23 protein-coding genes are annotated in these 26,139 nt (G+C 54.5%); 8 read left to right on the plus strand and 15 right to left on the minus strand.

The features are described from left to right. Window positions 1-120: 120 nt before the first annotated feature. Both fadB and fadA read left to right on the plus strand, forming a co-directional pair. On the plus strand, window positions 121-2,310 hold the full coding sequence (fadB, locus tag I6L74_RS07455; RefSeq protein WP_059180697.1) for a fatty acid oxidation complex subunit alpha FadB: 2,190 nt from the start codon (window positions 121-123) through the stop codon (window positions 2,308-2,310). 9 nt (window positions 2,311-2,319) lie between these two features. After that, window positions 2,320-3,483: an acetyl-CoA C-acyltransferase FadA gene (gene fadA / locus I6L74_RS07460; RefSeq protein WP_059180698.1), complete on the plus strand. Its 1,164-nt coding sequence runs from the start codon at window positions 2,320-2,322 to the stop codon at window positions 3,481-3,483. 209 nt (window positions 3,484-3,692) lie between these two features. On the opposite strand, the gene fre is transcribed toward fadA, so the two are convergent. Beyond that, the gene (fre, locus tag I6L74_RS07465) at window positions 3,693-4,394 is read right to left on the minus strand and encodes an NAD(P)H-flavin reductase (RefSeq protein ID WP_059180699.1); all 702 of its coding nucleotides are present in this window, start codon (window positions 4,392-4,394) and stop codon (window positions 3,693-3,695) included. Between the two features lie 30 nt (window positions 4,395-4,424). Further along, window positions 4,425-5,930 (minus strand): 4-hydroxy-3-polyprenylbenzoate decarboxylase, encoded by a 1,506-nt coding sequence (gene ubiD, locus I6L74_RS07470; protein WP_059180700.1) that lies wholly within the window; start codon window positions 5,928-5,930, stop codon window positions 4,425-4,427. Between the two features lie 170 nt (window positions 5,931-6,100). Between ubiD and rfaH the strand changes: the two genes are divergently transcribed. Further along, a complete protein-coding gene (gene rfaH, locus I6L74_RS07475; RefSeq protein ID WP_059180701.1) occupies window positions 6,101-6,592 on the plus strand; it encodes a transcription/translation regulatory transformer protein RfaH in 492 nt (163 codons plus the stop codon). Here the strand turns inward: rfaH and tatD are convergent. From tatD to udp, 9 genes are all read right to left on the minus strand, one after another. Further along, window positions 6,589-7,371 carry a 3'-5' ssDNA/RNA exonuclease TatD gene (gene tatD, locus I6L74_RS07480; RefSeq protein WP_059180702.1) on the minus strand — a complete coding sequence of 261 codons (783 nt, stop codon included), beginning with the start codon at window positions 7,369-7,371 and terminating at the stop codon, window positions 6,589-6,591. The genes rfaH and tatD overlap by 4 nt on opposite strands. 41 nt (window positions 7,372-7,412) lie before the next feature. Further along, entirely contained in the window at window positions 7,413-8,183 is a 771-nt protein-coding gene (gene tatC, locus I6L74_RS07485) for a Sec-independent protein translocase subunit TatC (protein WP_059180703.1), read from the minus strand. Window positions 8,184-8,185: 2 nt separating this feature from the next. Then, window positions 8,186-8,725: a Sec-independent protein translocase protein TatB gene (gene tatB / locus I6L74_RS07490; RefSeq protein ID WP_059180704.1), complete on the minus strand. Its 540-nt coding sequence runs from the start codon at window positions 8,723-8,725 to the stop codon at window positions 8,186-8,188. Between the two features lie 3 nt (window positions 8,726-8,728). Continuing rightward, window positions 8,729-8,983, minus strand: a complete 255-nt coding sequence (tatA, locus tag I6L74_RS07495) for a Sec-independent protein translocase subunit TatA (RefSeq protein ID WP_059180705.1) — start codon at window positions 8,981-8,983, stop codon at window positions 8,729-8,731. 73 nt (window positions 8,984-9,056) lie between these two features. Then, entirely contained in the window at window positions 9,057-10,697 is a 1,641-nt protein-coding gene (gene ubiB, locus I6L74_RS07500) for a ubiquinone biosynthesis regulatory protein kinase UbiB (RefSeq protein WP_059180706.1), read from the minus strand. Further along, a complete protein-coding gene (gene ubiJ, locus I6L74_RS07505; RefSeq protein WP_059180707.1) occupies window positions 10,694-11,299 on the minus strand; it encodes a ubiquinone biosynthesis protein UbiJ in 606 nt (201 codons plus the stop codon). The genes ubiB and ubiJ overlap by 4 nt, the downstream gene beginning before the upstream one ends. A 13-nt stretch (window positions 11,300-11,312) precedes the next feature. Beyond that, on the minus strand, window positions 11,313-12,068 hold the full coding sequence (gene ubiE, locus I6L74_RS07510; protein WP_015960920.1) for a bifunctional demethylmenaquinone methyltransferase/2-methoxy-6-polyprenyl-1,4-benzoquinol methylase UbiE: 756 nt from the start codon (window positions 12,066-12,068) through the stop codon (window positions 11,313-11,315). 66 nt (window positions 12,069-12,134) lie between these two features. After that, window positions 12,135-13,592 (minus strand): DNA recombination protein RmuC, encoded by a 1,458-nt coding sequence (gene rmuC, locus I6L74_RS07515; RefSeq protein WP_059180708.1) that lies wholly within the window; start codon window positions 13,590-13,592, stop codon window positions 12,135-12,137. 138 nt (window positions 13,593-13,730) lie between these two features. Continuing rightward, window positions 13,731-14,492: a uridine phosphorylase gene (gene udp, locus I6L74_RS07520; RefSeq protein WP_015960922.1), complete on the minus strand. Its 762-nt coding sequence runs from the start codon at window positions 14,490-14,492 to the stop codon at window positions 13,731-13,733. A gap of 249 nt (window positions 14,493-14,741) precedes the next feature. On the opposite strand from udp, the gene I6L74_RS07525 reads away from it, so the two are divergent. From I6L74_RS07525 to I6L74_RS07540, 4 genes are all read left to right on the plus strand, one after another. Then, complete coding sequence (locus tag I6L74_RS07525) at window positions 14,742-15,548, plus strand: dienelactone hydrolase family protein (protein ID WP_059180709.1); 807 nt, start codon at window positions 14,742-14,744, stop codon at window positions 15,546-15,548. A gap of 179 nt (window positions 15,549-15,727) precedes the next feature. Beyond that, window positions 15,728-17,539, plus strand: coding sequence for a beta-glucoside-specific PTS transporter subunit IIABC (locus tag I6L74_RS07530; RefSeq protein ID WP_059180710.1), 1,812 nt, complete (start codon window positions 15,728-15,730; stop codon window positions 17,537-17,539). After that, window positions 17,539-19,002 (plus strand): glycoside hydrolase family 1 protein, encoded by a 1,464-nt coding sequence (locus I6L74_RS07535; RefSeq protein ID WP_059180711.1) that lies wholly within the window; start codon window positions 17,539-17,541, stop codon window positions 19,000-19,002. Before I6L74_RS07530 ends, I6L74_RS07535 begins: the two co-directional genes overlap by 1 nt. Before the next feature lie 23 nt (window positions 19,003-19,025). Beyond that, window positions 19,026-19,862 carry a PRD domain-containing protein gene (locus I6L74_RS07540; protein ID WP_059180712.1) on the plus strand — a complete coding sequence of 279 codons (837 nt, stop codon included), beginning with the start codon at window positions 19,026-19,028 and terminating at the stop codon, window positions 19,860-19,862. A 91-nt stretch (window positions 19,863-19,953) separates the two neighbouring features. Here I6L74_RS07540 and metE read toward each other — a convergent pair whose 3' ends face one another. Beyond that, a complete protein-coding gene (gene metE, locus I6L74_RS07545; protein ID WP_059180713.1) occupies window positions 19,954-22,215 on the minus strand; it encodes a 5-methyltetrahydropteroyltriglutamate--homocysteine S-methyltransferase in 2,262 nt (753 codons plus the stop codon). A 235-nt stretch (window positions 22,216-22,450) separates the two neighbouring features. Here metE and metR point away from each other — a divergent pair, with 235 nt between their 5' ends. Continuing rightward, window positions 22,451-23,404: an HTH-type transcriptional regulator MetR gene (metR, locus tag I6L74_RS07550; RefSeq protein ID WP_059180714.1), complete on the plus strand. Its 954-nt coding sequence runs from the start codon at window positions 22,451-22,453 to the stop codon at window positions 23,402-23,404. Here the strand turns inward: metR and I6L74_RS07555 are convergent. The 3 genes from I6L74_RS07555 to pldB all read right to left on the minus strand — a co-directional run bounded on the left by I6L74_RS07555 (window position 23,292) and on the right by pldB (window position 26,105). Continuing rightward, entirely contained in the window at window positions 23,292-24,191 is a 900-nt protein-coding gene (locus tag I6L74_RS07555) for a carboxylate/amino acid/amine transporter (protein ID WP_059180715.1), read from the minus strand. The genes metR and I6L74_RS07555 overlap by 113 nt on opposite strands. Before the next feature lie 92 nt (window positions 24,192-24,283). Next, complete coding sequence (yigL, locus tag I6L74_RS07560) at window positions 24,284-25,084, minus strand: sugar/pyridoxal phosphate phosphatase YigL (protein WP_059180716.1); 801 nt, start codon at window positions 25,082-25,084, stop codon at window positions 24,284-24,286. Between the two features lie 25 nt (window positions 25,085-25,109). Then, a complete protein-coding gene (gene pldB / locus I6L74_RS07565; protein WP_059180717.1) occupies window positions 25,110-26,105 on the minus strand; it encodes a lysophospholipase L2 in 996 nt (331 codons plus the stop codon). Window positions 26,106-26,139 lie beyond the last annotated feature (34 nt).

The raw sequence follows: 26,139 nt of genomic DNA on the forward strand, positions 1-26,139 counted from the left end.
CCGCCGAGCGTGATCCCCGCAGCAATTCCTTAATGATAAATTTGCATTTTATTAACATAAATCCCACACTCGGTCTCATCTGGTATGACCAGATCCCCTTGCTGGATTCAGGAGACTGACATGCTCTACAAAGGTGACACCCTATACGTGGACTGGCTGGAAGATGGCATCGCCGAACTGGTGTTTGATGCCCCCGGTTCAGTCAACAAGCTCGATACCGCGACCGTAGCCAGCCTTGGCCACGCGCTGGATGTGCTCGAAAAACAATCTGATCTCAAAGGTCTGCTGCTGCGTTCCGAAAAAGCCGCCTTTATCGTTGGCGCGGATATCACTGAGTTCCTCTCTTTATTCCAGGTCCCGGAAGAGCAGCTCAGCCAGTGGCTCCATTTTGCCAATAGCGTGTTTAATCGACTGGAAGATTTACCGGTCCCGACGATTTCGGCCGTTAACGGCTATGCGCTCGGCGGGGGTTGTGAATGCGTGCTGGCGACCGACTACCGTCTGGCAACGCCAGATCTACGCATCGGCCTGCCGGAAACCAAACTGGGTATCATGCCGGGCTTTGGCGGCTCCGTTCGTACGCCGCGCATGCTGGGTGCTGATAGCGCACTGGAAATCATTGCTGCCGGTAAAGACGTCGGCGCGGATCAGGCGCTCAAAATCGGTCTGATCGACGGCATCGTGAAAGCCGAAAAACTCCGCGATGGCGCGGTCGGCATTTTACGTCAGGCGATCAATGGCGATCTCGACTGGAAAGCCAAACGTCAGCCGAAGCTTGAGCCGCTGAAGCTCAGCAAAATTGAAGCCACCATGAGCTTTACCATTGCCAAAGGCATGGTGATGCAGACGGCGGGCAAACATTACCCGGCGCCGATTACCGCTGTAAAAACCATTGAAGCCGCTGCGCGCTTTGGTCGTGAAGAGGCGCTTAAACTCGAAAACCAAAGTTTCGTCCCGCTGGCGCACACCAATGAAGCCCGCGCCCTGGTTGGCATTTTCCTGAACGATCAGTTCGTGAAAGGCAAAGCAAAACAGCTGACAAAAAATGTTGAGATGCCAAAACAGGCTGCCGTTCTGGGCGCAGGCATCATGGGCGGTGGGATCGCTTATCAGTCCGCCTGGAAAGGCGTGCCGGTGATCATGAAGGACATCAACGACAAATCCCTGACGCTGGGCATGACAGAGGCCGCTAAGCTACTGAATAAACAGCTGGAACGCGGGAAAATTGATGGCCTGAAACTTTCGGGCGTCATTTCGACTATCCATCCAACGCTGGATTACAGCGGCTTTAACCGTGTTGATGTAGTCGTCGAAGCGGTGGTGGAAAACCCGAAAATCAAAAAAGCGGTGCTGGCAGAAACAGAAGATAAAGTTCGTCCGGATACCGTTCTGGCGTCTAACACTTCCACCATTCCGATTGGCGAACTGGCGAGCGTTCTTAAGCGCCCGGAAAACTTCTGCGGTATGCACTTCTTTAACCCGGTGCACCGCATGCCGCTAGTTGAAGTCATTCGCGGAGAAAAAACGTCCGACGAAACCATCGCCAAAGTGGTGGCGTGGGCCAGCAAAATGGGCAAAACGCCGATCGTCGTTAACGACTGCCCAGGATTTTTCGTCAACCGCGTGCTATTCCCTTACTTCGCAGGCTTTAGCCAGTTGCTCCGCGACGGCGCTGACTTCCGCAAAGTCGATAAAGTGATGGAAAAACAGTTCGGCTGGCCGATGGGCCCTGCCTATCTGCTGGATGTGGTCGGGATTGATACCGCACATCACGCTCAGGCGGTGATGGCGGCTGGTTTCCCGCAGCGCATGCAGAAAGATTATCGCGATGCTATCGACGCCCTGTTTGATGCTCATCGCTTCGGGCAGAAAAACGGCCTGGGCTTCTGGCGCTATAAAGAAGACAGCAAAGGCAAGCCGAAGAAAGAAGACGATGCCGCGGTAGAGGGTTTACTGGCCGACATTAGCCAGCCGAAGCGCGATTTCAGCGACGACGAGATCATTGCGCGCATGATGATCCCGATGGTCAACGAAGTGGTGCGTTGTCTGGAAGAAGGCATTATCGCCAGCCCGGCAGAAGCTGATATGGCGCTGGTTTACGGCCTCGGGTTCCCTCCGTTCCACGGCGGCGCATTCCGCTGGCTGGATACGCTCGGCAGCGCCAAATATCTCGATATGGCTCAGCAGTATCAGCAGCTCGGTCCGCTATATGACGTGCCGGAAGGTCTGCGTAACAAAGCCCGCCATAACGAACCGTATTATCCGCCAGTTGAGCCAGCCCGTCCGGTCGGCGCGCTGAAAACGGCTTAAGGAGTCACAATGGAAAAGGTTGTCATTGTCGATGCAATTCGCACCCCGATGGGCCGTTCAAAGGGTGGCGCATTCCGTCACGTACGCGCCGAAGATCTCTCCGCGCACCTGATGCGGAGCCTGCTGGCGCGCAACCCGGCGCTGGAAGCAAGTGCGATTGATGATATTTACTGGGGCTGCGTGCAGCAGACGCTGGAGCAAGGTTTTAACATTGCGCGTAACGCCTCTCTACTGGCGGAAATCCCGCACTCCGTTCCGGCAGTTACCGTCAACCGCCTGTGCGGATCGTCTATGCAGGCCTTGCACGATGCGGCGCGCATGATCATGACTGGCGATGCGCAGGTCTGCATGGTCGGCGGCGTGGAACATATGGGTCACGTCCCGATGAGCCACGGGGTGGATTTCCATCCCGGTATGAGCCGCAACGTCGCCAAAGCCGCTGGCATGATGGGGCTGACCGCCGAAATGCTCTCCCGCATGCACGGTATCAGCCGTGAAATGCAGGACCAGTTCGCCGCTCGTTCCCACGCCCGTGCCTGGGCCGCGACGCAATCCGGCGCATTTAAGAACGAAATTCTGCCAACCGGCGGCCACGATGTTGATGGCGTGCTGAAACAGTATTACTACGACGAAGTGATCCGCCCGGAAACGACGGTTGAAGCGCTTTCCACGCTGCGTCCCGCATTCGATCCGGTAACCGGCACGGTCACAGCGGGAACGTCATCGGCTCTTTCCGATGGTGCAGCCGCCATGCTGGTAATGAGTGAAAGTCGTGCTCGTGAATTGGGTCTCACGCCGCGCGCGCGAATCCGCTCCATGGCGGTGGTCGGCTGCGATCCCTCAATAATGGGTTATGGTCCGGTTCCGGCCTCAAAACTGGCGCTGAAGAAAGCCGGGCTGACCGCCAGCGATATCGATCTTTTTGAGATGAACGAAGCGTTCGCCGCGCAGATCCTGCCGTGCATTAAAGATCTGGGCCTGATGGAGCAGATCGACGAGAAGATCAACCTCAACGGCGGCGCAATTGCGCTAGGTCATCCGCTGGGCTGCTCAGGTGCGCGTATCAGCACCACGCTGATTAACCTGATGGAACGCAAAGACGCGCAGTTTGGTCTGGCGACGATGTGCATCGGGCTGGGTCAGGGGATCGCGACGGTGTTTGAAAGGGTTTAAACAGATGTGAAGCGCCATCGTCAATGACGCTGGCGTTATCTCAAAGCCATTGAGGCCAGAACAAGGCGGCAAGCAAACAAATCCCGATGAGCTTACACAGGTAAGCGATTCGGGTGAGTGCGCGCAGCCAACGCAGTTATGGCATTAATGGCGAAGAGAGAAGGTTTAGTTGCCGTTCTTCCCGCCTGTCAGGGGCGGGTTTTTTATTCTCAGATAAACGCAAACGCATCGCCAAACAGACGATCTTCACGCGCATCGCGTTCGTTACAGAACAAATCGCGGGCAATTTTTGCCATCTCAAAACGGCCTGCAATATAGATATCGTGCCCGGCCAGCGTTCCGTGATCCTGCAGCACCGCCGTCAGCACCGTACCGCTGCGCCCACGCCATCCCTCTTCCGGCTGCTCAACAACCGGTTCGATGCGCAGATTTTGGTGGGTCACGCTCAACGCTTCCAGCTCAGACAGGTCGTACAGGTGTTTTTCTTCACGACCGCCCCAGTAGATGGTGATATCGCGGTCAGGATTGTGCGCCAGCGCAGTGAGCAGAATGGAACGCACGTAAGAAAAACCGGTACCGCCCGCGATCAAAATCAGCGGACGGTCTTCGTCTTCACGCAGCCACGCTTCGCCATGCGGAATGTCGACCTGAATTTCACGCTCTTTCAGGATGCGATCCATAACAGCCATGGCATAAAGATTAAGCTCTGACGCACCTATGTGTAACTCAATAAACTCCTGCTCCGCTGGCGTAGACGCCATAGAGAAAGGACGCTTATCACGCTCATCCATCACAACCATCAAATATTGGCCAGCGCGGAAAGAAAATGCCGCCTCTGGAACCAAACGGACGCGATATACGGTGTCGGTAATTGCATCTACCGAGGTCACTTTACAGCTTAAGGTTGTCATTAGCTCTCTCTGTCGGGAAGTCTAAAGGGCTTAACGGTCAGATGCAGGCTTACCGTCATTCAATATGGCTAGCTCGTCCCATATCGCGTCAATTCGTGCCGTCACTTCAGGGTCTTTTTGAATCGGACGACCCCATTCGCGCGAAGTTTCGCCGGGCCATTTATTGGTGGCATCCAGTCCCATTTTTGAACCAAGACCGGAAACCGGCGAGGCAAAATCCAGATAATCAATTGGCGTGTTTTCAACTAACACCGTGTCACGCGCGGGGTCCATGCGCGTGGTGATCGCCCAGATGACATCATTCCAGTCACGGGCGTTAACGTCATCATCACAGACAATAACAAATTTGGTGTACATAAACTGGCGCAGGAAAGACCATACGCCCATCATTACGCGTTTGGCGTGACCTGCATACTGCTTCTTAATGGTCACAACGGCCAGGCGATATGAACAGCCTTCCGGCGGCAAATAGAAATCGACAATTTCCGGAAACTGCTTTTGCAGAATCGGCACAAACACTTCGTTCAGCGCCACGCCCAGCACGGCGGGCTCATCCGGCGGACGGCCTGTGTAAGTCGAGTGATAAATAGCATCGTCACGCTGAGTAATATGGGTAACGGTAAACACAGGGAAATTATCGATTTCATTGTAGTATCCCGTGTGATCGCCGTAAGGCCCTTCCGGCGCCATTTCGCCCTGTTCGATATACCCTTCGAGCACAATCTCTGCGCTGGCCGGCACTTCCAGGTCATTGGAAACGCACTTCACCACTTCGGTTTTCGTACCGCGCAACAGGCCAGCAAAAGCATATTCGGAAAGGGTGTCAGGAACCGGCGTAACCGCACCGAGAATAGTGGCGGGATCGGCTCCCAACGCGACAGAAACCGGGAAACGTTCGCCCGGATGTGCCGCACACCACTCCTGGAAATCAAGCGCGCCGCCGCGATGCGACAGCCAACGCATAATCAGCTTATTTTTGCCGATTAGCTGCTGACGATAAATACCCAGATTTTGGCGTTCTTTATGCGGACCGCGAGTGACGGTCAAACCCCAGGTAATCAGCGGCGCAGCATCTTCTGGCCAACACTGCATGATCGGGATACGGGTTAGATCGACCGCATCGCCTTCGAGGATTTTCTGCTGACACGGCGCACCGCGCAGGCGTTTGGTCGGCATGTTCAACACTTGTTTGAACTGCGGCAATTTATCGAACAGATCGCGGAAGCCTTTTGGTGGCTCCGGCTCTTTCAAAAACGCGAGCAATTTGCCGACTTCACGCAACGCCGACACGTCTTCCTGCCCCATGCCCATCGCCACGCGTTTAGGCGTGCCGAACAGGTTACACAGCACCGGCATGGAATAGCCTTTCGGATTTTCAAACAGCAGCGCAGGGCCACCGGCACGCAGTGTGCGGTCAGCAATTTCTGTCATTTCCAGATAGGGATCAACAGGAAGCGTGATGCGTTTGAGTTCGCCCTGCTTTTCCAGCAGCGCCAGGAAGTCGCGTAGATCGTGGTATTTCATGAAGTTAGTCATGGCCTCTCTGTAAGCGCTTCATTATACGGCGTTCGTCACCAGTACGCTGTAATTTTGTTAAATTAGCGTGAACTTCCACGTCATCATCCACTTTCGGCCATTATAATCAACTTAGCGATCCCGCCAGGGTTTTGATATGCTTGCGCCGCAAACAAAGGGAAAGGGTAATTATGCAAGCGTGGTATTTACTGTATTGCAAACGTGGGCAGCTCCAGCGTGCGCAAGAACATCTTGAGCGTCAGGCCGTCAATTGTCTGACCCCCGTGATCACGCTTGAAAAAATCCAGCGCGGTAAACGTACTACGGTCAGCGAACCCCTTTTTCCGAACTACCTGTTCGTCGAGTTCGACCCCGAAGTAATTCATACTACTACTATCAACGCCACGCGCGGCGTCAGCCACTTTGTTCGCTTTGGTGCGCAACCCGCCACCGTTCCTTCAACGGTTATTCACCAGCTTTCTGTCTATAAGCAGCCGGACGATATAACCGATCCCGACACGCCCTTCAGCGGCGATGATGTGGTGATCACCGAAGGCGCATTCGAAGGATTGCAGGCGATATTCTCGGAGCCGGACGGCGAGGCCCGTTCGATGCTGCTGCTCAATTTGCTGAATAAACAAGTGCTCCAGAGCGTTGCAAACACCGCCTTCCGTAAAGTTTAAAATGTAATGCCGAACAGGCGACGCACGTTTTCATCGGTCTGTGCATCAAGCCACTGCCGATCTTCTCCGCGCCAGTGCGCAATACGCTCAATAATGTGCCCAAGATAAGCCGGTTCATTACGTCGCGACGCCGGTTTCGGCTTCATATCGCGTGGCAGAAGATACGGCGCATCCGTTTCGACCAACAGTCGATCGGCAGGTATCACCGGCAAAAGCTCACGCAATTCCAGACCGCGTCGTTCGTCACACACCCAGCCGGTAATGCCCAGATAGAGCCCCCGATTCAGGCAATCAACAGCCTCCTGCCGTGAGCCGGTAAAGCAGTGCAACACCGCGCCAGGCAGTTTATCCAGCCACGGCTCCAGCAAGGTCAGAAAGCGCTCATGGGCATCGCGGCAATGCATAAACACCGGCATTTCTAATTCTGCTGCGATGGCGAGCTGAGCGGTGAACGCCGCTTCCTGCTCAACGGGCGTGGAAAAGTTACGATTGAAATCAAGACCGCATTCGCCGATGGCAACGACTTCCTCGAATTTCGTCAGTTTATACAGCGTTTCAGCACTTTCGTGCGTCCACTGGCTGCTGTCATGCGGATGCACTCCCGCCGTCGACCAGCATCGCGCGTATCCCTTTGCCAGTGCTTGCGCTTGCTCGCTTTCGTGAAGGTTCGTCCCCGTAAGCAGCAGCCCTTTCACACCTGCGGTAAACGCGCGCCCCACAACGTCATCGCGGTCGTTGGCAAATTGAGGGCTGGTCAGATTCAATCCGATATCAAACATGCGGTCTCCCATATGACAACCGCCCTTTCGGGCGGCTGGTTTTATTCTTCTGTCGTTTTTTCTGGCTCGTCTTCTTCGTCTTCCTGCGGACGTCGTTTGCCCACGTAGAAACGCGAGAAGAACACGCCGACTTCAAAGAGACAGTACATCGGTACGGCCAGCAGCGTTTGCGAGAAAACATCCGGCGGCGTCAGCAGCATACCGATAACAAATGCGCCAACCAGCATATATGGACGTTTCTTGCGCAAGTCATCAGGCGTGGTCACGCCCATCCAGCACAGAAGAACGATAGCGACAGGCACTTCAAACGCCACGCCGAACGCCATAAACAGCGCCATAACGAAGCTAAGATAGCTGGCGATGTCCGTCGAAACCTGTACGCCTTCCGGCGCGGTATGCGTCAGGAAGCCAAAAGCCAACGGGAAGACCACAAAGTAGGCAAAGGCCATGCCGATATAAAACAGCAGCGAGCTGGAGACCAGCAGCGGGATTACCAGCTTGCGTTCGTGCTTATACAACGCCGGTGCCACGAAAGCCCACACCTGATACAAAATGACGGGCGCAGAAGCGATCAGCGAAACCCAGAAAGTCAGCTTGATTGGCGTGAAAAACGGCGAGGCCACATCGGTCGCAATCATCGTTGCGCCCAGCGGCATCTGCTTAATCAACGGCGCGGAGACTATCTGATAGATGTCGTTCGCGAAATAAACCAGGCACAGGAAAATCAGCAAAACTGCAATGATGCAGTTTAACAAACGCTTACGCAGCTCAATCAGATGCGCAATGAGTGGTTGAGTATCATCTACAGCCATGTTTACGCTTTATCACTCGACGAGGGGGATGATTCGGAAGCGGGTGCGGTGGCTTTCACTTCTGCGGGTGTCACTTTCGCAACGGATTCTGCCGTAGGCAAGGGTTCTTGCGCTTCAGGCGCTTGCGAAGGTGCGCTGGCCTGATGCTCTGCACCCGCAGGCGTTACGCCTTCGTGCTGCGCTTCATTATCCTTCACCAGCGGATTACGAATGGTGTTGGCTTCATCGCTCGCTTTTTCAGGGTCGTTCGCGCTGTAGGAACGCTTCATGGATTCAGCAGCCTCGCGCAACTCATCCATCGACGCTTTTAGCTCCGGTGATAAATTGCTCATGCTCGCTTTTTCAACCTTTTTCAGGCTGTCCTGAAACTCCTGCATTTTGAGTTCCTGCGCCAGTTCATTTTGAACCGTCGTCGCCAGCGAACGCAGCGCGCGCACCCAGCCTGCAACCGTTTTTACCGCTACCGGTAAACGCTGCGGACCTAAAACGATCAGGCCGATCACGAATACCAGTACCAGTTCACCAAAGCCAATGTCGAACACGAATTACACCTGCTCTTTATCGTGGCGTTTAGCGTCTTCCTTTTTGGCTTCGTCTTGTTTATCAGCGATAGACCTGGCCGTGAAATCCGCATCCTGGTTGGATTTATCCTGCTTATCTTCATCATCACTAATGGCTTTCTTGAAGCCCTTGATGGACGCGCCAAGATCGGAACCGATAGAACCGAGCTTTTTGGTACCAAACAGCAGAACGACGATGACGGCAATGATCAACAATTGCCAGATACTGATACCACCCATACAACATCCTCGATAGATGATTAATTAATCAGGTCACATTATACGTATGCAACCCGGTGATAGCGACGCAAATTCAGCGCGTCTTTCGCCACCCAATGAGCCAAACCACAAGGCCGCCGGCCATCAACCAGGCGGGCATCATTTGCCAGTCTGGTCGATTAATGAGTAGCAACGTTCCGCTCAGCAGCAGAGTTGCGCCAATACCAAAGAGATAGCGCGATTGCCCCTGTCGCACGCGGTTAGACTGAAGCTCGCGGGTGATTTTATCCATACTGTGCTGAAGATTCTTGCTGTGACGCAAACTGTCATAGATCAGCTCAGGAATCTCCGGCATTTTTTCAATCCAGAACGGGGCTTTCTCTTTAAAAGAGCGCACCAGCGCAGGCAGACCGACCTGATCCTTGATCCACGACTCAAGGAAAGGTTTAGCGGTTTTCCATAAGTCTAACTGAGGATAGAGCTGCCGGCCTACGCCTTCGACGTAAAGTAATGTTTTTTGAAGTAAAACTAATTGCGGCTGCACTTCCATATTAAAACGTCGAGCCGTGTTAAAGAGATTCAGCAGGACGTGACCAAATGAGATTTCGGAAAGCGGCTTCTCAAAAATCGGCTCACATACGGTGCGAATCGCAAATTCAAACTCTTCAACGTTGGTATCAGGCGGGACCCAACCGGAATCGACGTGTAGCTCAGCCACCTTACGGTAATCACGATTGAAAAAGGCGATAAAGTTTTCCGCCAGATAGCGCTTATCTTCTTTGTTCAACGAGCCGACGATACCGCAGTCAATGCCGATATATTTCGGATCTTCCGGGTGCTCGTAACTGACAAAGATATTCCCCGGGTGCATATCGGCATGGAAAAAGCTGTCGCGGAAAACCTGGGTGAAGAAGACCTGCACGCCGCGCTCGGCCAGCAGTTTCATGTTCGTTCCCTGATTTTCCAGCGCCACGATATCCGACACGGGAATGCCGTAAATGCGCTCCATCACCATCATATCCTGGCTGCAATAGTCAGAATAAACTTCTGGCACGTAGAGCATCGAGCTATTTTCAAAGTTACGACGCAGCTGGATGGCGTTGGCAGATTCGCGCAGCAAATTGAGTTCATCGATGAGCGTTTTTTCATACTCACGCACCACTTCCAACGGGCGCAGTCGACGGCCATCTGGCAGTAAACGCGGAACCCAGCGCGCCAGGCGATAAATCAGCTTCATGTCCGCTTTGATAACCGGCAAAATATCCGGGCGAATCACTTTAATGACGATCTCTTTGCCGTTCTCTTTCAGGCGCGCGGTATGAACCTGCGCAATGGAAGCGGACGCCAAAGGCTTGATATCAAAATCATCAAACCAGGTTTCGACAGGGATATTCCCCATCGCCTCTTCGATCTGCTGCTTTGCCCGCGCACCGTCAAAGGGAGCAACACGGTCCTGCAGCAAGGCCAGCTGATCGGCAATTTGCGGCGGAAAAAGGTCGCGGCGAGTAGACAGCATCTGCCCAAACTTAATCCATACCGGTCCAAGCTCCTGTAGTGCCAGTCGTAACCGTTCGCCCAGCAGTTTGTCCTTGTGACGATTAGGCATCCAGAACAGCATCCGTCGCCAAATCCGCAGCGGCAGAGTGATTCGCATTTTGGGAATGAGTTCGTCGAGCCCGTAACTTAAAAAGGTGCGAACGATAAAATAGAGGCGCCGAATTTCACCAGGCGTCATTTGCCCTCCAGTTTTTCCAGCCGTTTGGTTAGCGCGTCGACTGCACGTTCAACGGCAGACGTTTCTTCCGCAAACCATGCTAATTCCAGCGTGCCTGGTGCCATCCGCCACTCTTCGGTAATCACCTCGGCAACATAGCGTTGCTGACGCTGTAACCCTTTACGTAAGAATGACGAGCCGCCACGAAGTACCTTGCTAATGCTTTCAGCGGCGATATCGCCAATGTAGGGTGCCAGCAGTTCAGCCGGATCAAACTCAGCCAGATCGGCAAGCGCCACAAAGTTCTGCACAACCTGCAGATCGCCTTCCACTTCCAGTTCGCCACTGCGAATCAGTGCGGTCAGTTGCTGACGGTCGCGGAGTTTCGGTAACACGCTCATATGGGTGATGACGGAGCAGTCGGCCTCACCTTCCCACTCGCCCAGCACATCAAGCTGACGTTCACTAAAGACCAGCACCAGCGGTGTGGAGAACTCCTTCAACACGATGCGAAGGACTTTACCGTTCAGACGCTGGCGAGCCGTTTTCAGCGCCGGAGAGCGATACAGAAACGTGTTCAGGACATTTTCGATGCCTGCGGTGACTAAGGGTTTAATAGGCATAGGCCGCTTCCACTCAGAACTTGTAGCCGCGATGCAGCGCAACAACACCGGCTGTCAGGTTGAAATACTCAACGTTCTCAAGGCCTGCATCCTGCATCATCGCTTTTAAGGTGTCCTGATCCGGGTGCATACGGATAGATTCCGCCAGATAGCGGTAGCTTTCGCCGTCGTTTGCCACCATTTCACCGATACGCGGTAAAACGTGGAACGAGTAGGCATCGTAGGCTTTGCTCAGCGGTTCGATAATAGGTTTGGAGAATTCGAGCACCAACAAACGGCCACCTGGCTTAAGCACGCGATACATAGAACGCAGCGCTTTTTCTTTATCGGTGACGTTACGCAGACCAAAAGAGATAGTGATGCAGTCAAACGTGTTATCCGGGAATGGCAGGGCTTCGGCATTGGCCTGAACATATTCAACGTTGCCGACAACGCCAATATTACGCAGCTTTTCACGCCCCATTTTCAGCATGGAGTCATTGATATCTGCCAGCACCACGCGGCCGGTATCGCCAACCATACGGGAGAATTTCGCGGTTAAATCACCCGTACCACCCGCCAGATCCAGCACGGTTTGACCACGACGAACGCCGCTACAGTCGATAGTGAAGCGCTTCCACAAGCGATGAATTCCGAATGACATCAGGTCATTCATGACATCGTACTTTGCCGCCACGGAATGGAATACGTGGGCAACCATGTCAGCTTTCTGCGCTTTGGCGACAGTCTGAAAGCCAAAGTGTGTAGTATCTTGTGAATCGTCAACCATCTCAGTGCCTGCTAATCCGTCAAATGTTCGTGAAGTGTAACAGATTGGGCGCGTTTGCCCTACGATTCAACCACCCTGAAAGAATCGGTTTGCCTGCGTTTCGGACGACGCTTGTGCGGCTAAATCATTGTCTTGATTGTCTGTATTTTGCTCATTCACCCCGTCACGAAGGCGATATTCTTCATCCTGAGCCGTGGCCTGTTCGGCCAATTCCGGATTAATCTCGCGCTTGACCTCAACGCCCAGACTGCGAAATGCCTCAGCTTGTGAAAGCAGATTTCCTCGACCCGACGAGAGTTTTTTCATCGCCTGGCGGTAATTATCCTGTGCCCTGTCCAGGCTTTGCCCAACAGATGTCATGTCGTCCACAAACAGGCGCATTTTGTCGTACAGCTTGCTGGCGCGATCGGCAATTTGCTGCGCGTTACGGCTTTGATGCTCGTACCGCCACAGGTTTGCGATGGTGCGCAGCGCCACCAGCAGCGTGGTTGGGCTGACCAGCATAATATTGTTTTTCAACGCTTCGGTAATAAGTTCTGGTTGTCTGTCCAATGCCAGCAAAAATGCCGGTTCGACCGGAATAAACATCAGCACATAATCCAGCGAGCGCAGCCCTGGCAACTGTTGATAATCTTTTCGCCCCAACAGGCGAATGTGATTTCGTACCGAGGCGATGTGCTCCTGGAGTGCGGATTCGCGGGTGAAATCATCTTCGGCATTGAAGTAGCGCTCATAGGCTACCAGCGTCATTTTGGCGTCAATCACCACGTCTTTGCCCTGCGGCAGGCGCACGATGACATCGGGCTGCATCCGCGATCGGGTGTCGGTTTCAATGCTGACCTGCGTTTCGTATTCATACCCCTCGCGCAGACCAGAGGCTTCCAGCACGCGGGTGAGCACTACTTCGCCCCAGTTCCCCTGCGTTTTATTGTCGCCCTTGAGCGCACGCGTCAGGTTGACCGCCTCTTGCGCCATCTGCGCATTCAGCTGCTGGAGATTACGAATTTCATGCGCCAGCGTGTGGCGTTCACGTGACTCCTGGCCAAAGCTGTCCTGCACCTGACGACGAAAACCATCCAGTTGTTCACGAAGGGGGGTCAGCAAACCGTTCAGGCTCTGACGATTCTGCTCATCAACGCGGCGGTTGCTCTGCTCAAAGATACGGTTAGCCAGATTTTCAAACTGCTCGCTCAGGCGCTGCTCGCTGTTGATCATCTGACGGATTTTGTCTTCGGCATGCAGCTGGGTGGATTCCAGACGGGTCGTGACTTCGCGCAGATCGGCTTCTAAAGAGGTATTGATATCACGCAGATTACGCAGCTCGTTGTTGAGCAATTCGCACTCTTCGCGCCAGTGTGCGCTCTGCGTAAGCTGTTGTTTTGCAGCACTGAGCTCAGCCACCATCTCTTCACGATCGGCCAGCTGATCGGCTTTATGTTGCGCATGCTGGTAGCTGGACATCAGCCAGCCCACACCCGCGCCCACCAGCGCAATGACTGCATAAATTAGGACTGAGATATCCACAACACCCCCTGCATCAAACCATTACCCGCACAAAATAGAATTGTGCTGTATAAACGTCCAGTTTGAAAGGGGTTTCCTGCGAGGCGCTACGCAAAAAGAAAAGGCCGAACGCGTCGGCCTTTTATCTGAAAGGGGAAACTAGATCAGGCGGCGAGCCGCTTCAACCACGATTTTCACCGCGTGGCTTTCGGTTTTCTTCATGGTTTCTGCGTTTGGAATTTCTTGCTGGGTGCGGTTAACGATGACGCCCGCCACCATACCGGCACGCAGACCCTGGCTTGCGCACATGGTTAGCAGCGTTGCAGATTCCATTTCATAGTTCATTACGCCCATGGACTGCCACTCTTCCATCGAACCTTTAAAGCGGTTCACCACGCGACCGGAGAAGGTGTCATAACGCTCCTGGCCTGGGTAGAAGGTGTCAGAAGAGGCAGTCACGCCGATGTGAGTCGTTGCGCCCACGGATTTCGCAGCTTCAACCAGCGCAGTGGTACATTCAAAATCTGCCACAGCCGGATATTCCATTGGCGCAAAGTGCAGGCTTGCACCGTCAAGACGCACAGATGCAGTGGTCACCAGCACGTCGCCGACGTTGATATGCGGCTGAATAGCGCCAGTTGTCCCGATACGCAGGAAAGTACGAATGCCCAGCTGTGCCAGCTCTTCAACAGCGATAGAGGTAGACGGACCACCGATACCGGTCGAACACACGATAACGGCTTTGCCATCCAGCTCTGCACGCCAGGTGGTGAATTCGCGATGCGCAGCCAGCTTAACCGGCTTATCCATCAGCGCGGCGATCTTTTCCACACGCTCAGGATCGCCAGGGACGATAGCCAGCGTAGCCCCTTGTAAATCGTTTTTAGTGAGGCCGAGATGAAAAACATCAGACTTAGACATAGGTGACTCCTCTGTGGGTCGGGTTGTCAGAAGAAGTAAAACGGTACTTTACAGAAGCCCCGGGCACATTTTCGTGACAGACCTCACCACGAATGAAAATGATTGCAGTTAATTACCATAAAATAGTGACACTCATCACACTAACAAGTTATATCGTTTACTACTGCACAAAAGATAGCCCGTTTCGGGCACTGTGAATTGTTAACTTGAGGTCTATATTTATTTGCACCAACGGGTACGGAGAATACCATGACTCAAAAAACGAATTTTGCACCTGCCGCCGCCCCTCTCGCGTCAACCATCGTTTCAACGTCTGAAGACGCTATCACGGCAGGCGAAACCTCGATCCCTTCCCAGGGTGAAAACATGCCCGCTTATCACGCGCGTCCAAAGGGCGTGGACGGGCCTTTGCCGATCGTCATTGTGGTTCAGGAGATTTTTGGCGTTCACGAACATATTCGGGACGTCTGCCGCCGCCTGGCGCTGGAGGGGTATCTGGCCGTCGCGCCGGAGCTGTACTTCCGCCAGGGCGACCCCAATGAATACAGCGATATCCCCACGCTGTTCAGCAATCTGGTTAGCAAAGTACCCGATGCGCAGGTGCTGGCCGATCTCGATCATGTCGCCAGTTGGGCGGCGCGTAACGGCGGCGATGCGCATCGGCTAATGGTCACGGGCTTCTGCTGGGGCGGACGCATCACCTGGCTTTATGCCGCACACAATCCGCAACTGAAAGCCGCCGTGGCCTGGTATGGCAAGCTGGTTGGCGAGAAAACGCTGAATTCACCTAAGCATCCGGTGGATATCGCGGTCGATCTCAATGCGCCCGTTCTTGGGCTTTACGGTGGCGAAGATACGGGCATTTCGCTGGAGAGCGTCGAGACGATGCGGCAGGCGCTGCGTGCCGCGAATGCCAAAGCAGAAATCGTGGTTTATCCGGAGGCGGGCCATGCGTTTAACGCCGATTATCGCCCAAGCTATCACGAAGAATCGGCCAAAGACGGCTGGCAGCGAATGCTGGCGTGGTTCCGGCAGTATGGCGCGAAAAAGGGTTAAGCCGCTCACAATTTAACGTACGAAGCACAACGGTTGATTGACTTTGAAACAGCTTTTGACCGATATAAAAAGCACAGGCGTGTAACTACGATCCGTAGGCAAGACCTGAAGCCCATTTCTCCTCCCCGGGGGAAATGGGCTTCAGGTCTTTTTTTTTGCTCTGGAGACAGGGGCCAGACATGAATCATTTGCAGACAGCACTGGACGTCATCGCCCATGTGGGTGGCGCTGAGAATATCGAACATATCGAGCATTGCTCTACCCGCTTGCGGTTGAGCCTGTACGACAACGGTAAAGTGAATGAAACCGCGCTGGCGAAAATTGACGGTGTGCTGGGCGTGCGCGTCAACGTGCAGTGCCAGGTGATTATCGGGCATGAAGTGGTTCAGGTTTACGAAGCGGTGCGGTCTCTGGTCGGCACGCCGCAGGGCAATACCCAGCCACACGCCAATAAACCCAACCGTTGGGCGCAAATCGTCGATTTTGTGATTAGTGTTTTCCAGCCTTTGGTCCCCGCGATTGCCGGCGGCGGTGTACTGAAATCACTGCTGCTGTTGCTGGATGTCGTGGGCTGGCTCAGCCGCGACAGCTCCACTTACAAAGTGCTGGATAATATCGGCTCTGCCCCACTCTATTTCCTGCCGATCCTTGTCGCTATCACGACCGCGACAAAGCTCAAGGTCAACGTGCTGGTTGCCGTCTCAGCCGTTGCGGTTATGGTGTTACCGGCGATGACCAAACAGCTGGCCGATGGCGCGGAATTCATGTCGTTCGATCTGCGCAACGTGGCCTACGCCTCACAGGTCTTCCCGGCTATTCTATGCGTGCTGTTTTATGCGCAGACGGAAAAGTTTTTTAATCGTTACTCACCCGGCGCGCTGCGTATTTTCCTTTCACCGATGCTGTCGTTGCTGGCCACGGTTCCCGTCACGCTGCTGATTTTAGGGCCTTTGGGCTATGAACTGGGCGCAGGCCTGGCGACGGTCATTCTGTGGCTTTACGGGAAACTCGGTTTTGTGGCAACAGGATTGCTCGCCGCCGCGCTGCCGTTTATGGTCGCGGCCGGAATGCACAAACCGATGCTGCCCTATGCCGTGGCATCCATGAGCCAGTTTGGCCGCGAACTGCTGTATCTCCCCGCATCGCTGGCGCACAACATTGCTGAATCTGGCGCATGCCTGGCGATTGCGCTTAAAAGCAAAGACAAGGTGCTGAAATCGACCGCGTTTTCAGCGGGCATTTCCGCGCTGTTTGGCATTACTGAACCCGCGCTTTACGGCGTCACGCTGCTGAATAAAAAAGCGCTCTACAGCGTGATCCTCGGCAGCATCGTGGGCGGCGCTTTTATCGGCTGGATGGCGGTTGAAGCCTTTGCGATTGTGGGTCCTGGCCTTGCCAGTATCTCCATGTTCGTCTCGCCAGATAACCCGCTCAACATCCTCTGGGCGTTTGCCGGAGCGGGTCTGTCATTCGCCATCGCGTTTATCAGTGCCCTGCTGCTGTGGCGCGATAAAGTCACTGAGCAAACCGACGAACTGACGTTCACGCGTCCGATTGAAGGGCAAATCATTCCGCTGGAAAACGTGAACGACGATGTTTTCTCCCGCAAAATCATGGGTGACGGCATCGCGATTGTCCCCTCTCAAGGCGTGCTGCGTGCCCCGGCGGACGGCACCATCGTTAACGTGTTTGAAAGCGGCCACGCGCTGAGTCTTCTCACCGACGCGGGTGTAGAACTGATTTTCCACATCGGAATCGACACCATCAAGCTGCAAGGCGAAGGGTTTTCCCCCAAGGTTCAGGAAGGCCAGCACGTGAAAAGCGGCGAAACGCTGATTGAATTTTCTCTTGATACCCTCACCGCAGCAGGTCTCGATCCGGTGGTGATAATGGTGGTGACGAACGGCGAACGTTTCTCGCTCACGCCACATAGCTACGACGACAAAAATCCAAATCCTCACATCATCATGACGCTAAAGGAGTCCGTGTAATGGATAAATCCCTCCCGTTCCCGCAAGGTTTTTTATGGGGCGGCGCAATTGCCGCTAATCAGGCCGAAGGCGCGTGGAACGTTGATGGCAAAGGGCCGTCGGTGGCGGATGCCATCACCTGGAAACCCAATCTGTCGCTGAAAGATTATGATGGCCATATGGCGCTGACGGATGAAAATATTCAGGATGCGTTTGAAGGCAAAAACGACAAACTTTACCCAAAACGTCGCGGCATCGATTTCTATCACCACTATAAAGACGATATCGCGCTGTTCGCCGAAATGGGCTTTAAAGTCCTGCGTGTGTCCATCGCCTGGTCGCGTATTTTCCCAGATGGTGAAGACGCTGCACCGAATGAAGCAGGCCTGCAATTTTACGAAGAGATGTTCCGCGAACTGCGTCGCCATAACATCGAGCCGCTGGTGACGCTGTCCCATTACGAGATGCCGCTGGCGCTCAGCGAGCGATATAACGGCTGGGTACACCGCAACGTGCTGGACGCGTTTGTGCGATTCAGTAATGTCTGTTTCGACCGCTATAAAGATCTGGTGCGCTACTGGCTCACGTTTAACGAAATCGACAGCATCCACCGCCACCCGTTTACCACCGCCGGTATCCGCGAAGAGAAATGTGCGCCGGGCAAAGCGCAACAGGATATTTATCAAGGGCTGCATCATCAGTTTGTCGCCTCGGCGCTGGTGACGCGTGACTGCCACGCCAAAATTCCCGGCAGCCAGGTGGGCTGTATGCTCACCAAACTCACCACCTATCCGCACAGCTGCCGCCCGGAAGACGTTGAAGCGACGCTGAAAAAGAATCTCGAAAACTATTTCTATGCGGATGTGCAGGTGTTCGGGGAATACCCGCCGCTGATCCTGCGCGATCTGGCGAGCCGCGACATTCAAATTGACATGCAGGCCGACGATCAGCGCATTTTAAAAGAAAACACCGTCGATTTCGTCTCGTTCAGTTACTACATGTCACTGACCGAATCGACGCAGCCGGACGTTGAACGCATCCCAGGCAACACCATTCTTGGGGTAAAAAACCCGTATCTGCCTGCGTCGGAATGGGGGTGGCAAATCGACCCGGTTGGGCTAAAAATTTCCCTGCTCGAACTCTACGACCGTTACCAAAAGCCGCTGTTTATCGTTGAAAACGGGCTGGGCGCGAAGGATATCGTCGAGAATGGCAAGATTCACGACAGCTATCGTATCGACTACTTCCGCGCCCATTTTGAGCAAACTTTGGCGGCTATCAATGAAGGGGTGGATGTGATGGGATTCACCACCTGGGGATGCATCGACATTATTAGCGCAGGCACGTCGCAGATGTCCAAGCGCTATGGCTTTATCTATGTCGATCAGGATGACGAAGGCAACGGCACCTTAAAGCGCCTGAAAAAAGACTCTTTTGAGTGGTATCAGAAAGTGATCGCCAGCAATGGCGCTGACATGCGCTAAACGGCCAGGCCGCAGGAATAACCGTGATTACGATAAAAAAATCGCTCAATAACAGCATGCTGCTGGTCGACAACGATCAGCGGGAGATGATTTTGTTTGGCAAAGGGATTGGCTTTGGCGCGAAAGCGGGGAGCCAAATCGACCTGACGCAGGTGGAGAAAGTCTTCCTGCCGCTGAGCGATCTTAAGTCCCGTCACTTTTTATCGCTCACGGACACCATTCCTGCGGCATTCTTTGAAATAAGCCACGAGATTTTGACGCTGGCGCGCAGCGTTTGCGGCGACAAACTCAACTCGGTGCTGCTTTTCACCCTCGCCGAGCATCTGCACTTTGCGGTAGAACGCAGCCGCAGCGGGCAGGTGATCCTCAATAAGCTGAGCTGGGAAGTGAAGCGCTACTACCCGCAAGAATACAGCGTCGGGATGCAGGCGCGGGCAAGCGTGAACGCGCAGTTTGGCGTTGACCTGCCGGAAGATGAAGCGGTGAACATCGCCTTTCATCTGATTAACGCCAGCGGCCAGACCGACGACAGTTCGGCGCATCTGCAGGTTGAGCTGGTCAATCGTATCGCCGAGATTGTGCGGTATAAATTGAGCAAAGCCATTGATACGCAGTCGGTGAACTACATGCGATTTATTACCCATCTGCGCTACTTTGCCGAGCGGGTTTTAACCGGGAAAATTGTGGTCAGCGAGACCGACGATTTTTACCAGGAGTTAATGCGTCATCGCCCGGATGCCATGACCGTAGCATGGGTGATCCGCGATTATGTGCAGGAAAAATATCAACTCACGCTGCCAAAAGACGAGCTGACGTGGCTGAGCATTCATATTAGCCGGTTAATGGAAGGCCATGCTTAGGGCTGGCGTTTGAGATGAACAAAGCGACTTTTCAGTCGCCTGTTCCCCTCACCTTACCCTCTCCCCAAACCGAAGAGGGCTATTCAGGCCATTAACCCTGACGCAGATTCTGCGCGGCTTGTACCATATTCGCCAGCGCGGCGCGGGTTTCCGGCCAGCCACGGGTTTTCAGGCCGCAGTCCGGGTTCACCCACAGGCGCTCAGCCGGAATACGCTGAGCGGCTTTTGCCAGCAAGGCCTCGATCCATTCCACGCTTGGCACATTCGGGGAGTGAATGTCGTACACGCCCGGGCCGATTTCGTTCGGATAGTCGAACTCTTCGAACGACTCCAGCAGTTCCATGTCTGAACGCGAGGTTTCGATGGTGATCACGTCGGCATCCAGCGCCGCAATAGACGCCATGATGTCGTTAAATTCGCAGTAACACATATGGGTGTGGATCTGCGTATCGTTCTTTGCCACGGCGGCGCTGATACGGAAAACCTCCACGCCCCATTGCAGGTAAGCATCCCAGTCGCTACGACGCAGCGGCAAGCCTTCGCGCAGAGCCGGTTCGTCAATCTGGATAATGCCGATGCCTGCGGCTTCGAGATCCGCCACTTCGTCACGCAGCGCCAGGGCAATCTGTCTGGCGATGGTTTCACGGGTCACATCTTCACGCGGGAATGACCAGCAAAGAATGGTCACCGGACCGGTCAACATGCCTTTCACCGGTTTGTCCGTCAGGGATTGCGCGTACTTTGCCCACTCAACGGTAATCGCTTCTGGACGGCTGACGTCACCAATCACGACCGGCGGTTTCACACAGCGGGAGCCGTAGCTCTGCACCCAGCCGTTTTGGGTAAACACAAAACCATCCAGGTGCTCACCAAAGTATTCCACCATGTCATTACGCTCGGCTTCGCCATGCACCAGCACGTCCAGCCCCAAACGCTCCTGCTCAACAATCGCCTGCTTGATGTGTTCCGCAATGCCGGTGCGGTAGTGGTTGGCGTCGAGATTGCCTTTTTTGAATTCCAGACGCAGGCTGCGGATTTCAGTGGTCTGCGGGAAAGAACCGATCGTGGTGGTCGGCCACGCGGGCAGGTTGAAGCGCGCACGCTGCGCTTCGGCACGCACTGCGTAGGCGTTTTCACGCTGGCTGTCTTTCGCGGTGATTGCCGCCAGACGTTTTTCCACCGCCGCGTTATGCACCCGAGTCGAATGACGACGCGCCTGAATCGGCGCGCTCCACTCGACCAGCTTCGCGGTGTCGCCGCTGTTCAGCGCATCACGCAGCAGGGCCAGCTCTTCACATTTTTGCAGTGCGAAGGCGAACCAGCTTTTGATCTCCGCATCCAGTCGCGTTTCGACGCTCAGATCGATTGGGCTGTGCAGCAAGGAGCACGAAGAGGCAACCCACAAATCACGTTTGCCGACGATGTCCTTAATCTGTGCGTATTTCTCGGTCAGATCGGCGCGCCAGACGTTACGCCCGTTCACCAGGCCCGCAGACAGCAGCCAGTCGGACGGCAGGCGTTTGTTAAGTTCAGCCACATCATCTTTGCCGTGAACCAGATCCACATGCAGACCCTGCACTGGCAGCGCGGTGATGGTGTCGAGATTCGGCGTGACGCCTTCAAAATAGGTGGTCAGCAGCAGTTTGGTCTGGCCCGCCAGCGTGTCGTAAGCCGGTTTAAACGCTTCCAGCCACGCCTGCGGCAGCTCTAGCACCAGCGCAGGCTCATCGATTTGTACCCACTCAACGCCGCGTTTTGCCAGTTCAGCCAGCACCTGTTGGTATACCGGCAAAATGTCGTTTAACAGGCTCAGGCGGTCAAACTGCTCGCCTTTCACTTTACCCAGCCACAGATACGTCACCGGCCCGAGCAAAACCGGCTTAATGTTGTGGCCCAGCGCCAGCGCTTCGTCCACCTCATCCAGAAGCTGTGTCCAGGTCAGTTTGAACTGCTGACCTTTCACGAACTCAGGAACCATATAGTGATAGTTGGTGTTAAACCATTTGGTCATTTCTGCCGCCGCCGCTGGCTCGCCGGTTGGCGCACGGCCACGGCCCAGGCGGTACAGGGTGTCGATATCCTCCGATCCATCTTTGTTCTGATGACGAGCCGGCACGTTGCCAAGCAGCAGGCTGGTAGTCAGAACATGGTCGTACCAGGCGAAATCGCCCACCGGCAGCAGATCAATGCCTGCCTGTTTTTGCTGATCCCAGTGACGAGCGCGCAGCTCGCGGCCAACAGCCAACAGCTCTTCGCGGGTGGAGTGACCCGCCCAGTAACTTTCTTGTGCTTTTTTCAGTTCGCGGCGCAAACCAACGCGAGGGAAACCGAGAGTGTGGTTGATTACAGTCATGTGTCATTCCTCTAAATGTTTATAAATCCGATGGATTTTGAATTTAGGGAAGGCGGCTAGTTTGCTCATCCCCGGGAGCTTACATGAGTAAGTGACCGGGGTGAGTAAACGCAGCCAACGCACCATAAATTTAAAAGACGAAGGATTTGGACGTCCAGATGTTTACACATCCATAATTGGCGGTTACTGTATATTCCTCAAGCGCAAAATACTCATGGCGAAGTGAAGGACTTTCATGATCGAGATAAAACACCTGAAAACGCTACAAGCGTTGCGGAATTGCGGGTCGCTCGCGGCGGCGGCGGCCACGCTGCATCAGACGCAATCCGCACTGTCACACCAGTTCAGCGATCTGGAACAACGCCTTGGCTTTCGTCTGTTCGTGCGTAAGAGCCAGCCGCTGCGCTTTACGCCGCAGGGTGAAATTTTGCTCCAGCTTGCCAATCAGGTATTGCCGCAGATCGCCACCGCGCTACAGTCTTGCAATGAACCGCAGCAAACGAAATTGCGCATCGCCATTGAGTGTCACAGCTGTATTCAGTGGCTGACGCCCGCGCTAGAGAATTTCCGCCAGCACTGGCCGCAGGTGGAGATGGACTTTAAATCGGGTATGACGTTTGACCCGCAGCCGTCGCTTCAGCAGGGCGAACTGGATCTGGTGATGACGTCCGATATTCTGCCGCGCAGCGGGCTGCACTACTCGCCGATGTTTGATTATGAAGTGCGTCTGGTGCTGGCTCCGGATCATCCGCTGGCAGTGAAAACGCGTATCACGCCGGAAGATTTGGCGACCGAAACGCTGCTGATTTATCCGGTGCAGCGCAGTCGTCTGGATATCTGGCGGCATTTCCTGCAACCAGCGGGCATCAGCCCGAACCTGAAAAGCGTCGATAACACGCTGCTGTTGATTCAGATGGTGGCAGCCAGGATGGGTATCGCAGCGCTGCCGCACTGGGTGGTAGAGAGTTTTGAGCGCCAGGGTCTGGTGGTCACCAAAACCCTGGGCGAGGGATTGTGGAGCCGGCTGTACTCCGCCGTGCGCGATGGCGAGCAGCGTCAGCCGGTCACGGAAGCCTTTATTCGTTCAGCGCGGAATCACGCTTGCGACCATTTGCCGTTTGTTCGGAGCGCGGAGCGACCCAATGGCGATGCACCCACAGTGAAGCCAGGATCACCGCTCCCCCAATGATAAAGCTCGGCCAGTGCGGTTGTTCCTGCCAGATGGCCAGGTTCACCAGCAGGCCAGCGGGCACATGAACGTTGTTCATAATGCCCAACGTTCCGGCGTCTACCTGCGTAGCGCCGTAGTTCCACATAAAGTAGCCCAGCCCTGACGCCACAACGCCCAGCCAAATCAACACGCTCCACTGCACCGTGGTCGTCGGCAATTTCTGCGGATTACCCAGCATAAACCACGCCACGACGGCGACGATAAACGCCCCCATGTAGAACCATGCAAAGGCATTGTGCTGCGGCATTGGACGGGTTTCCATCAGGCGTTTGTAGCCAACCATGCCCATCGCAAAGCTGATGTTAGCGAGCTGAACGAACATCAGCCCGGTCCAGAAGTGATCGCTCACTTTGTCGTAGCGAATAATCGCCGCGCCCGCCACCGCCAGCAGCGCGCTTAGCACGTAGCCCCAGCGTAAACGCCGTTTGCTCAGCAGGTCGTAAATTAGCGTGATATAGAGTGGCGTCAGCACGGTGAACAGCAGGAATTCTGAGACCGACAGATAGACATACGCGCGGAAGCTGAACAGATACATGACGCCGAGCTGCATCGCGCCCACCAGCATATACAGCAGAATGGTTTTGAACGTTTGTCCGCGCAGACGCAGAAAGGGCAGGAACACCAGCGCCGCCAGCCCCACGCGCATCAGCACGGAGAAATAGCTATCGACATGCCCGGCGAGATATTCACCGATCAGGCTGAACGAGAAGGCCCACAGAATAGTGGTGATAATGAGTAGCGCCACAATGCTTGTCTCTCAGGAAGAAGGACAGGCATTGTAGCGGACTCTTCAGTTGACAACTGAGCGTTAATTAATCAGTCGAGACGTTAGGGCAATTACTCAAGAAACAGCTTACGCAGATAATTCGGCACGGCGTTATCGCCGTTGGTGCCGATCACTTCCAGCTCTGGGTGCAGATCTTTCAAACGCTGGTGCGCGTTTTCCATGATGCAGCCTTTGCCCGCCATGGAGAGCATTTCTGCGTCATTCATGCCGTCGCCAAAGGCGATGCAATCTTTCAGCTCAAAGCCCATGCGTTTGGCAACCGCTTCCAGGGCGTGGCCTTTCGACACGCCGCCCGCCATCACTTCGAGACAGGTCAGCGTGGAGAAGCTGACGTTCACGCGATCGCCCCAGCGCGCGTTAATCGCCTGCTCCAGCGGCAGCAGCTCTTCGTGGGTATCGCAGGTGAAGAACACTTTGCTGATCCCTTCCGGCTCCAGTAAAGCGGGCTCATACAGCGTGTAGTTAAATACCGCTTCTTTGAAGAAACGCATCTCATCCGGGCGGTGACGGTTCATAAACCAGTCGTCGTTGCGATAGACGTTAGTGACGATCTTCGGGTTGTCATGCACGACGCCGAACAGATCGGCCGCGATATCGCGATCCAGATCGTGAGTGAAAATAAGATTGCCATCAGTGTCGTGCACGCGCGCACCGTTGGAGGTGATCATGTACGCCTTAATCTCCAGGCCATCGCGGATTTGCCCGACGTCAACATGGTGGCGACCCGTCGCGAAGACAAAATTCACGCCACGCGCGGTCAGGAGTTTTAAGGTCTCTTTCGCGTACGGCGATAAGGTGTGATCGGGGGAAAGTAACGTGCCATCTAAGTCAGATGCAACAACCTGGTACATAGGAGAATTTAACCTCAATAGAAAATCAGTTATGCCTGTCGAAAAATTCAACAATGGCGTTTAGCGCGACTGAGCGCATGGCGTCCTTTTCAAAAAGGATCTCATGGAACGCACCGTTTATGACCAGCGGTTTTCCCCCTTCGCAAGGGTGACCCGCCGCAGCGCGCAATTCGCAAAAGCGTTCATGCATGCGGTTATCCACCACACGCTCCTCTTCTGCCTGAATCAATAATGTCGGCGTATTATCGTCACCCACGCCTGCCAGAGCAGACTCACCCGCGAGAATACCTTCACGCACCCAGTGATACGTTGGGCCGCCCACGCGCAAACGCGGTTCATCGGCATAGAAACGCAGATTTCGGCGATAACGTTGCCGACTGTGTGTCAGCACGTTAATCGCAAAGGGCAACGCGCGCCAGCGTCCGGTTCCGATAGCATAGCCTTCGCGAATGCGCTGATGGCCCTCAGCCCAGTCGAGAATATGGCGCACCATCCAGTCCGGAAAACGCATGACGATGCCAAACATGGGCGCAGTGAGCGCAATGGCGTCGCACTGATGCTGGGGATAGCGCTGTAAAAACAGCGTGGCGATCGCGCCCCCCATAGAGTGCGCAAGAATATAACGTTTACGCCACGGGCCTGGCTGCACCTCCTGCTGCCAGAATGCGGCGAGATCGTCGACATAATCACTGAAATGATCAACGTGGCCACGATGCGTGTCCGACAGTAAACGCCCGGAACGCCCTTGCCCACGATGGTCAATAATGAAGACATCAAAACCAAGATGGAACAAGTCGTAAGCCAATTCAGCGTATTTAACGTAGCTTTCAATACGACCGGGGCACACGACGATCACGCGATCGTTTTTGCTATCCCGAAAACGCACAAAGCGAACCGGGACATTGTCCACGCCCATGATCTCGGCTTCATCGCGCTGACGCCAGAAATCGGTCAGCGGCCCCATGGAGAAAGCAGCAAATGCGTTCTCGCGTGTTTCCCAGTCCTTTTTCTGCTGAAACATTGGGTTTCCACCCCTGTAAGCCATGGAATATCGT

It is taken from the genome of Lelliottia amnigena, from assembly GCF_019047465.1.
Classification (GTDB): Bacteria; Pseudomonadota; Gammaproteobacteria; order Enterobacterales; family Enterobacteriaceae; genus Enterobacter; species Enterobacter amnigenus.

Bases quoted from the DNA above. Each gene is read 5' to 3' on its own strand.
- fadB (WP_059180697.1), top strand. From the start codon at position 121: ATGCTCTACAAAGGTGACACCCTATACGTGGACTGGCTGGAAGATGGC.
- fadA (WP_059180698.1), top strand. From the start codon at position 2,320: ATGGAAAAGGTTGTCATTGTCGATGCAATTCGCACCCCGATGGGCCGT.
- fre (WP_059180699.1), bottom strand. From the start codon at position 4,394: ATGACAACCTTAAGCTGTAAAGTGACCTCGGTAGATGCAATTACCGAC.
- ubiD (WP_059180700.1), bottom strand. From the start codon at position 5,930: ATGACTAACTTCATGAAATACCACGATCTACGCGACTTCCTGGCGCTG.
- rfaH (WP_059180701.1), top strand. From the start codon at position 6,101: ATGCAAGCGTGGTATTTACTGTATTGCAAACGTGGGCAGCTCCAGCGT.
- tatD (WP_059180702.1), bottom strand. From the start codon at position 7,371: ATGTTTGATATCGGATTGAATCTGACCAGCCCTCAATTTGCCAACGAC.
- tatC (WP_059180703.1), bottom strand. From the start codon at position 8,183: ATGGCTGTAGATGATACTCAACCACTCATTGCGCATCTGATTGAGCTG.
- tatA (WP_059180705.1), bottom strand. From the start codon at position 8,983: ATGGGTGGTATCAGTATCTGGCAATTGTTGATCATTGCCGTCATCGTC.
- ubiB (WP_059180706.1), bottom strand. From the start codon at position 10,697: ATGACGCCTGGTGAAATTCGGCGCCTCTATTTTATCGTTCGCACCTTT.
- ubiJ (WP_059180707.1), bottom strand. From the start codon at position 11,299: ATGCCTATTAAACCCTTAGTCACCGCAGGCATCGAAAATGTCCTGAAC.
- ubiE (WP_015960920.1), bottom strand. From the start codon at position 12,068: ATGGTTGACGATTCACAAGATACTACACACTTTGGCTTTCAGACTGTC.
- udp (WP_015960922.1), bottom strand. From the start codon at position 14,492: ATGTCTAAGTCTGATGTTTTTCATCTCGGCCTCACTAAAAACGATTTA.
- I6L74_RS07525 (WP_059180709.1), top strand. From the start codon at position 14,742: ATGACTCAAAAAACGAATTTTGCACCTGCCGCCGCCCCTCTCGCGTCA.
- I6L74_RS07530 (WP_059180710.1), top strand. From the start codon at position 15,728: ATGAATCATTTGCAGACAGCACTGGACGTCATCGCCCATGTGGGTGGC.
- I6L74_RS07535 (WP_059180711.1), top strand. From the start codon at position 17,539: ATGGATAAATCCCTCCCGTTCCCGCAAGGTTTTTTATGGGGCGGCGCA.
- metE (WP_059180713.1), bottom strand. From the start codon at position 22,215: ATGACTGTAATCAACCACACTCTCGGTTTCCCTCGCGTTGGTTTGCGC.
- metR (WP_059180714.1), top strand. From the start codon at position 22,451: ATGATCGAGATAAAACACCTGAAAACGCTACAAGCGTTGCGGAATTGC.
- yigL (WP_059180716.1), bottom strand. From the start codon at position 25,084: ATGTACCAGGTTGTTGCATCTGACTTAGATGGCACGTTACTTTCCCCC.
- pldB (WP_059180717.1), bottom strand. From the start codon at position 26,105: ATGTTTCAGCAGAAAAAGGACTGGGAAACACGCGAGAACGCATTTGCT.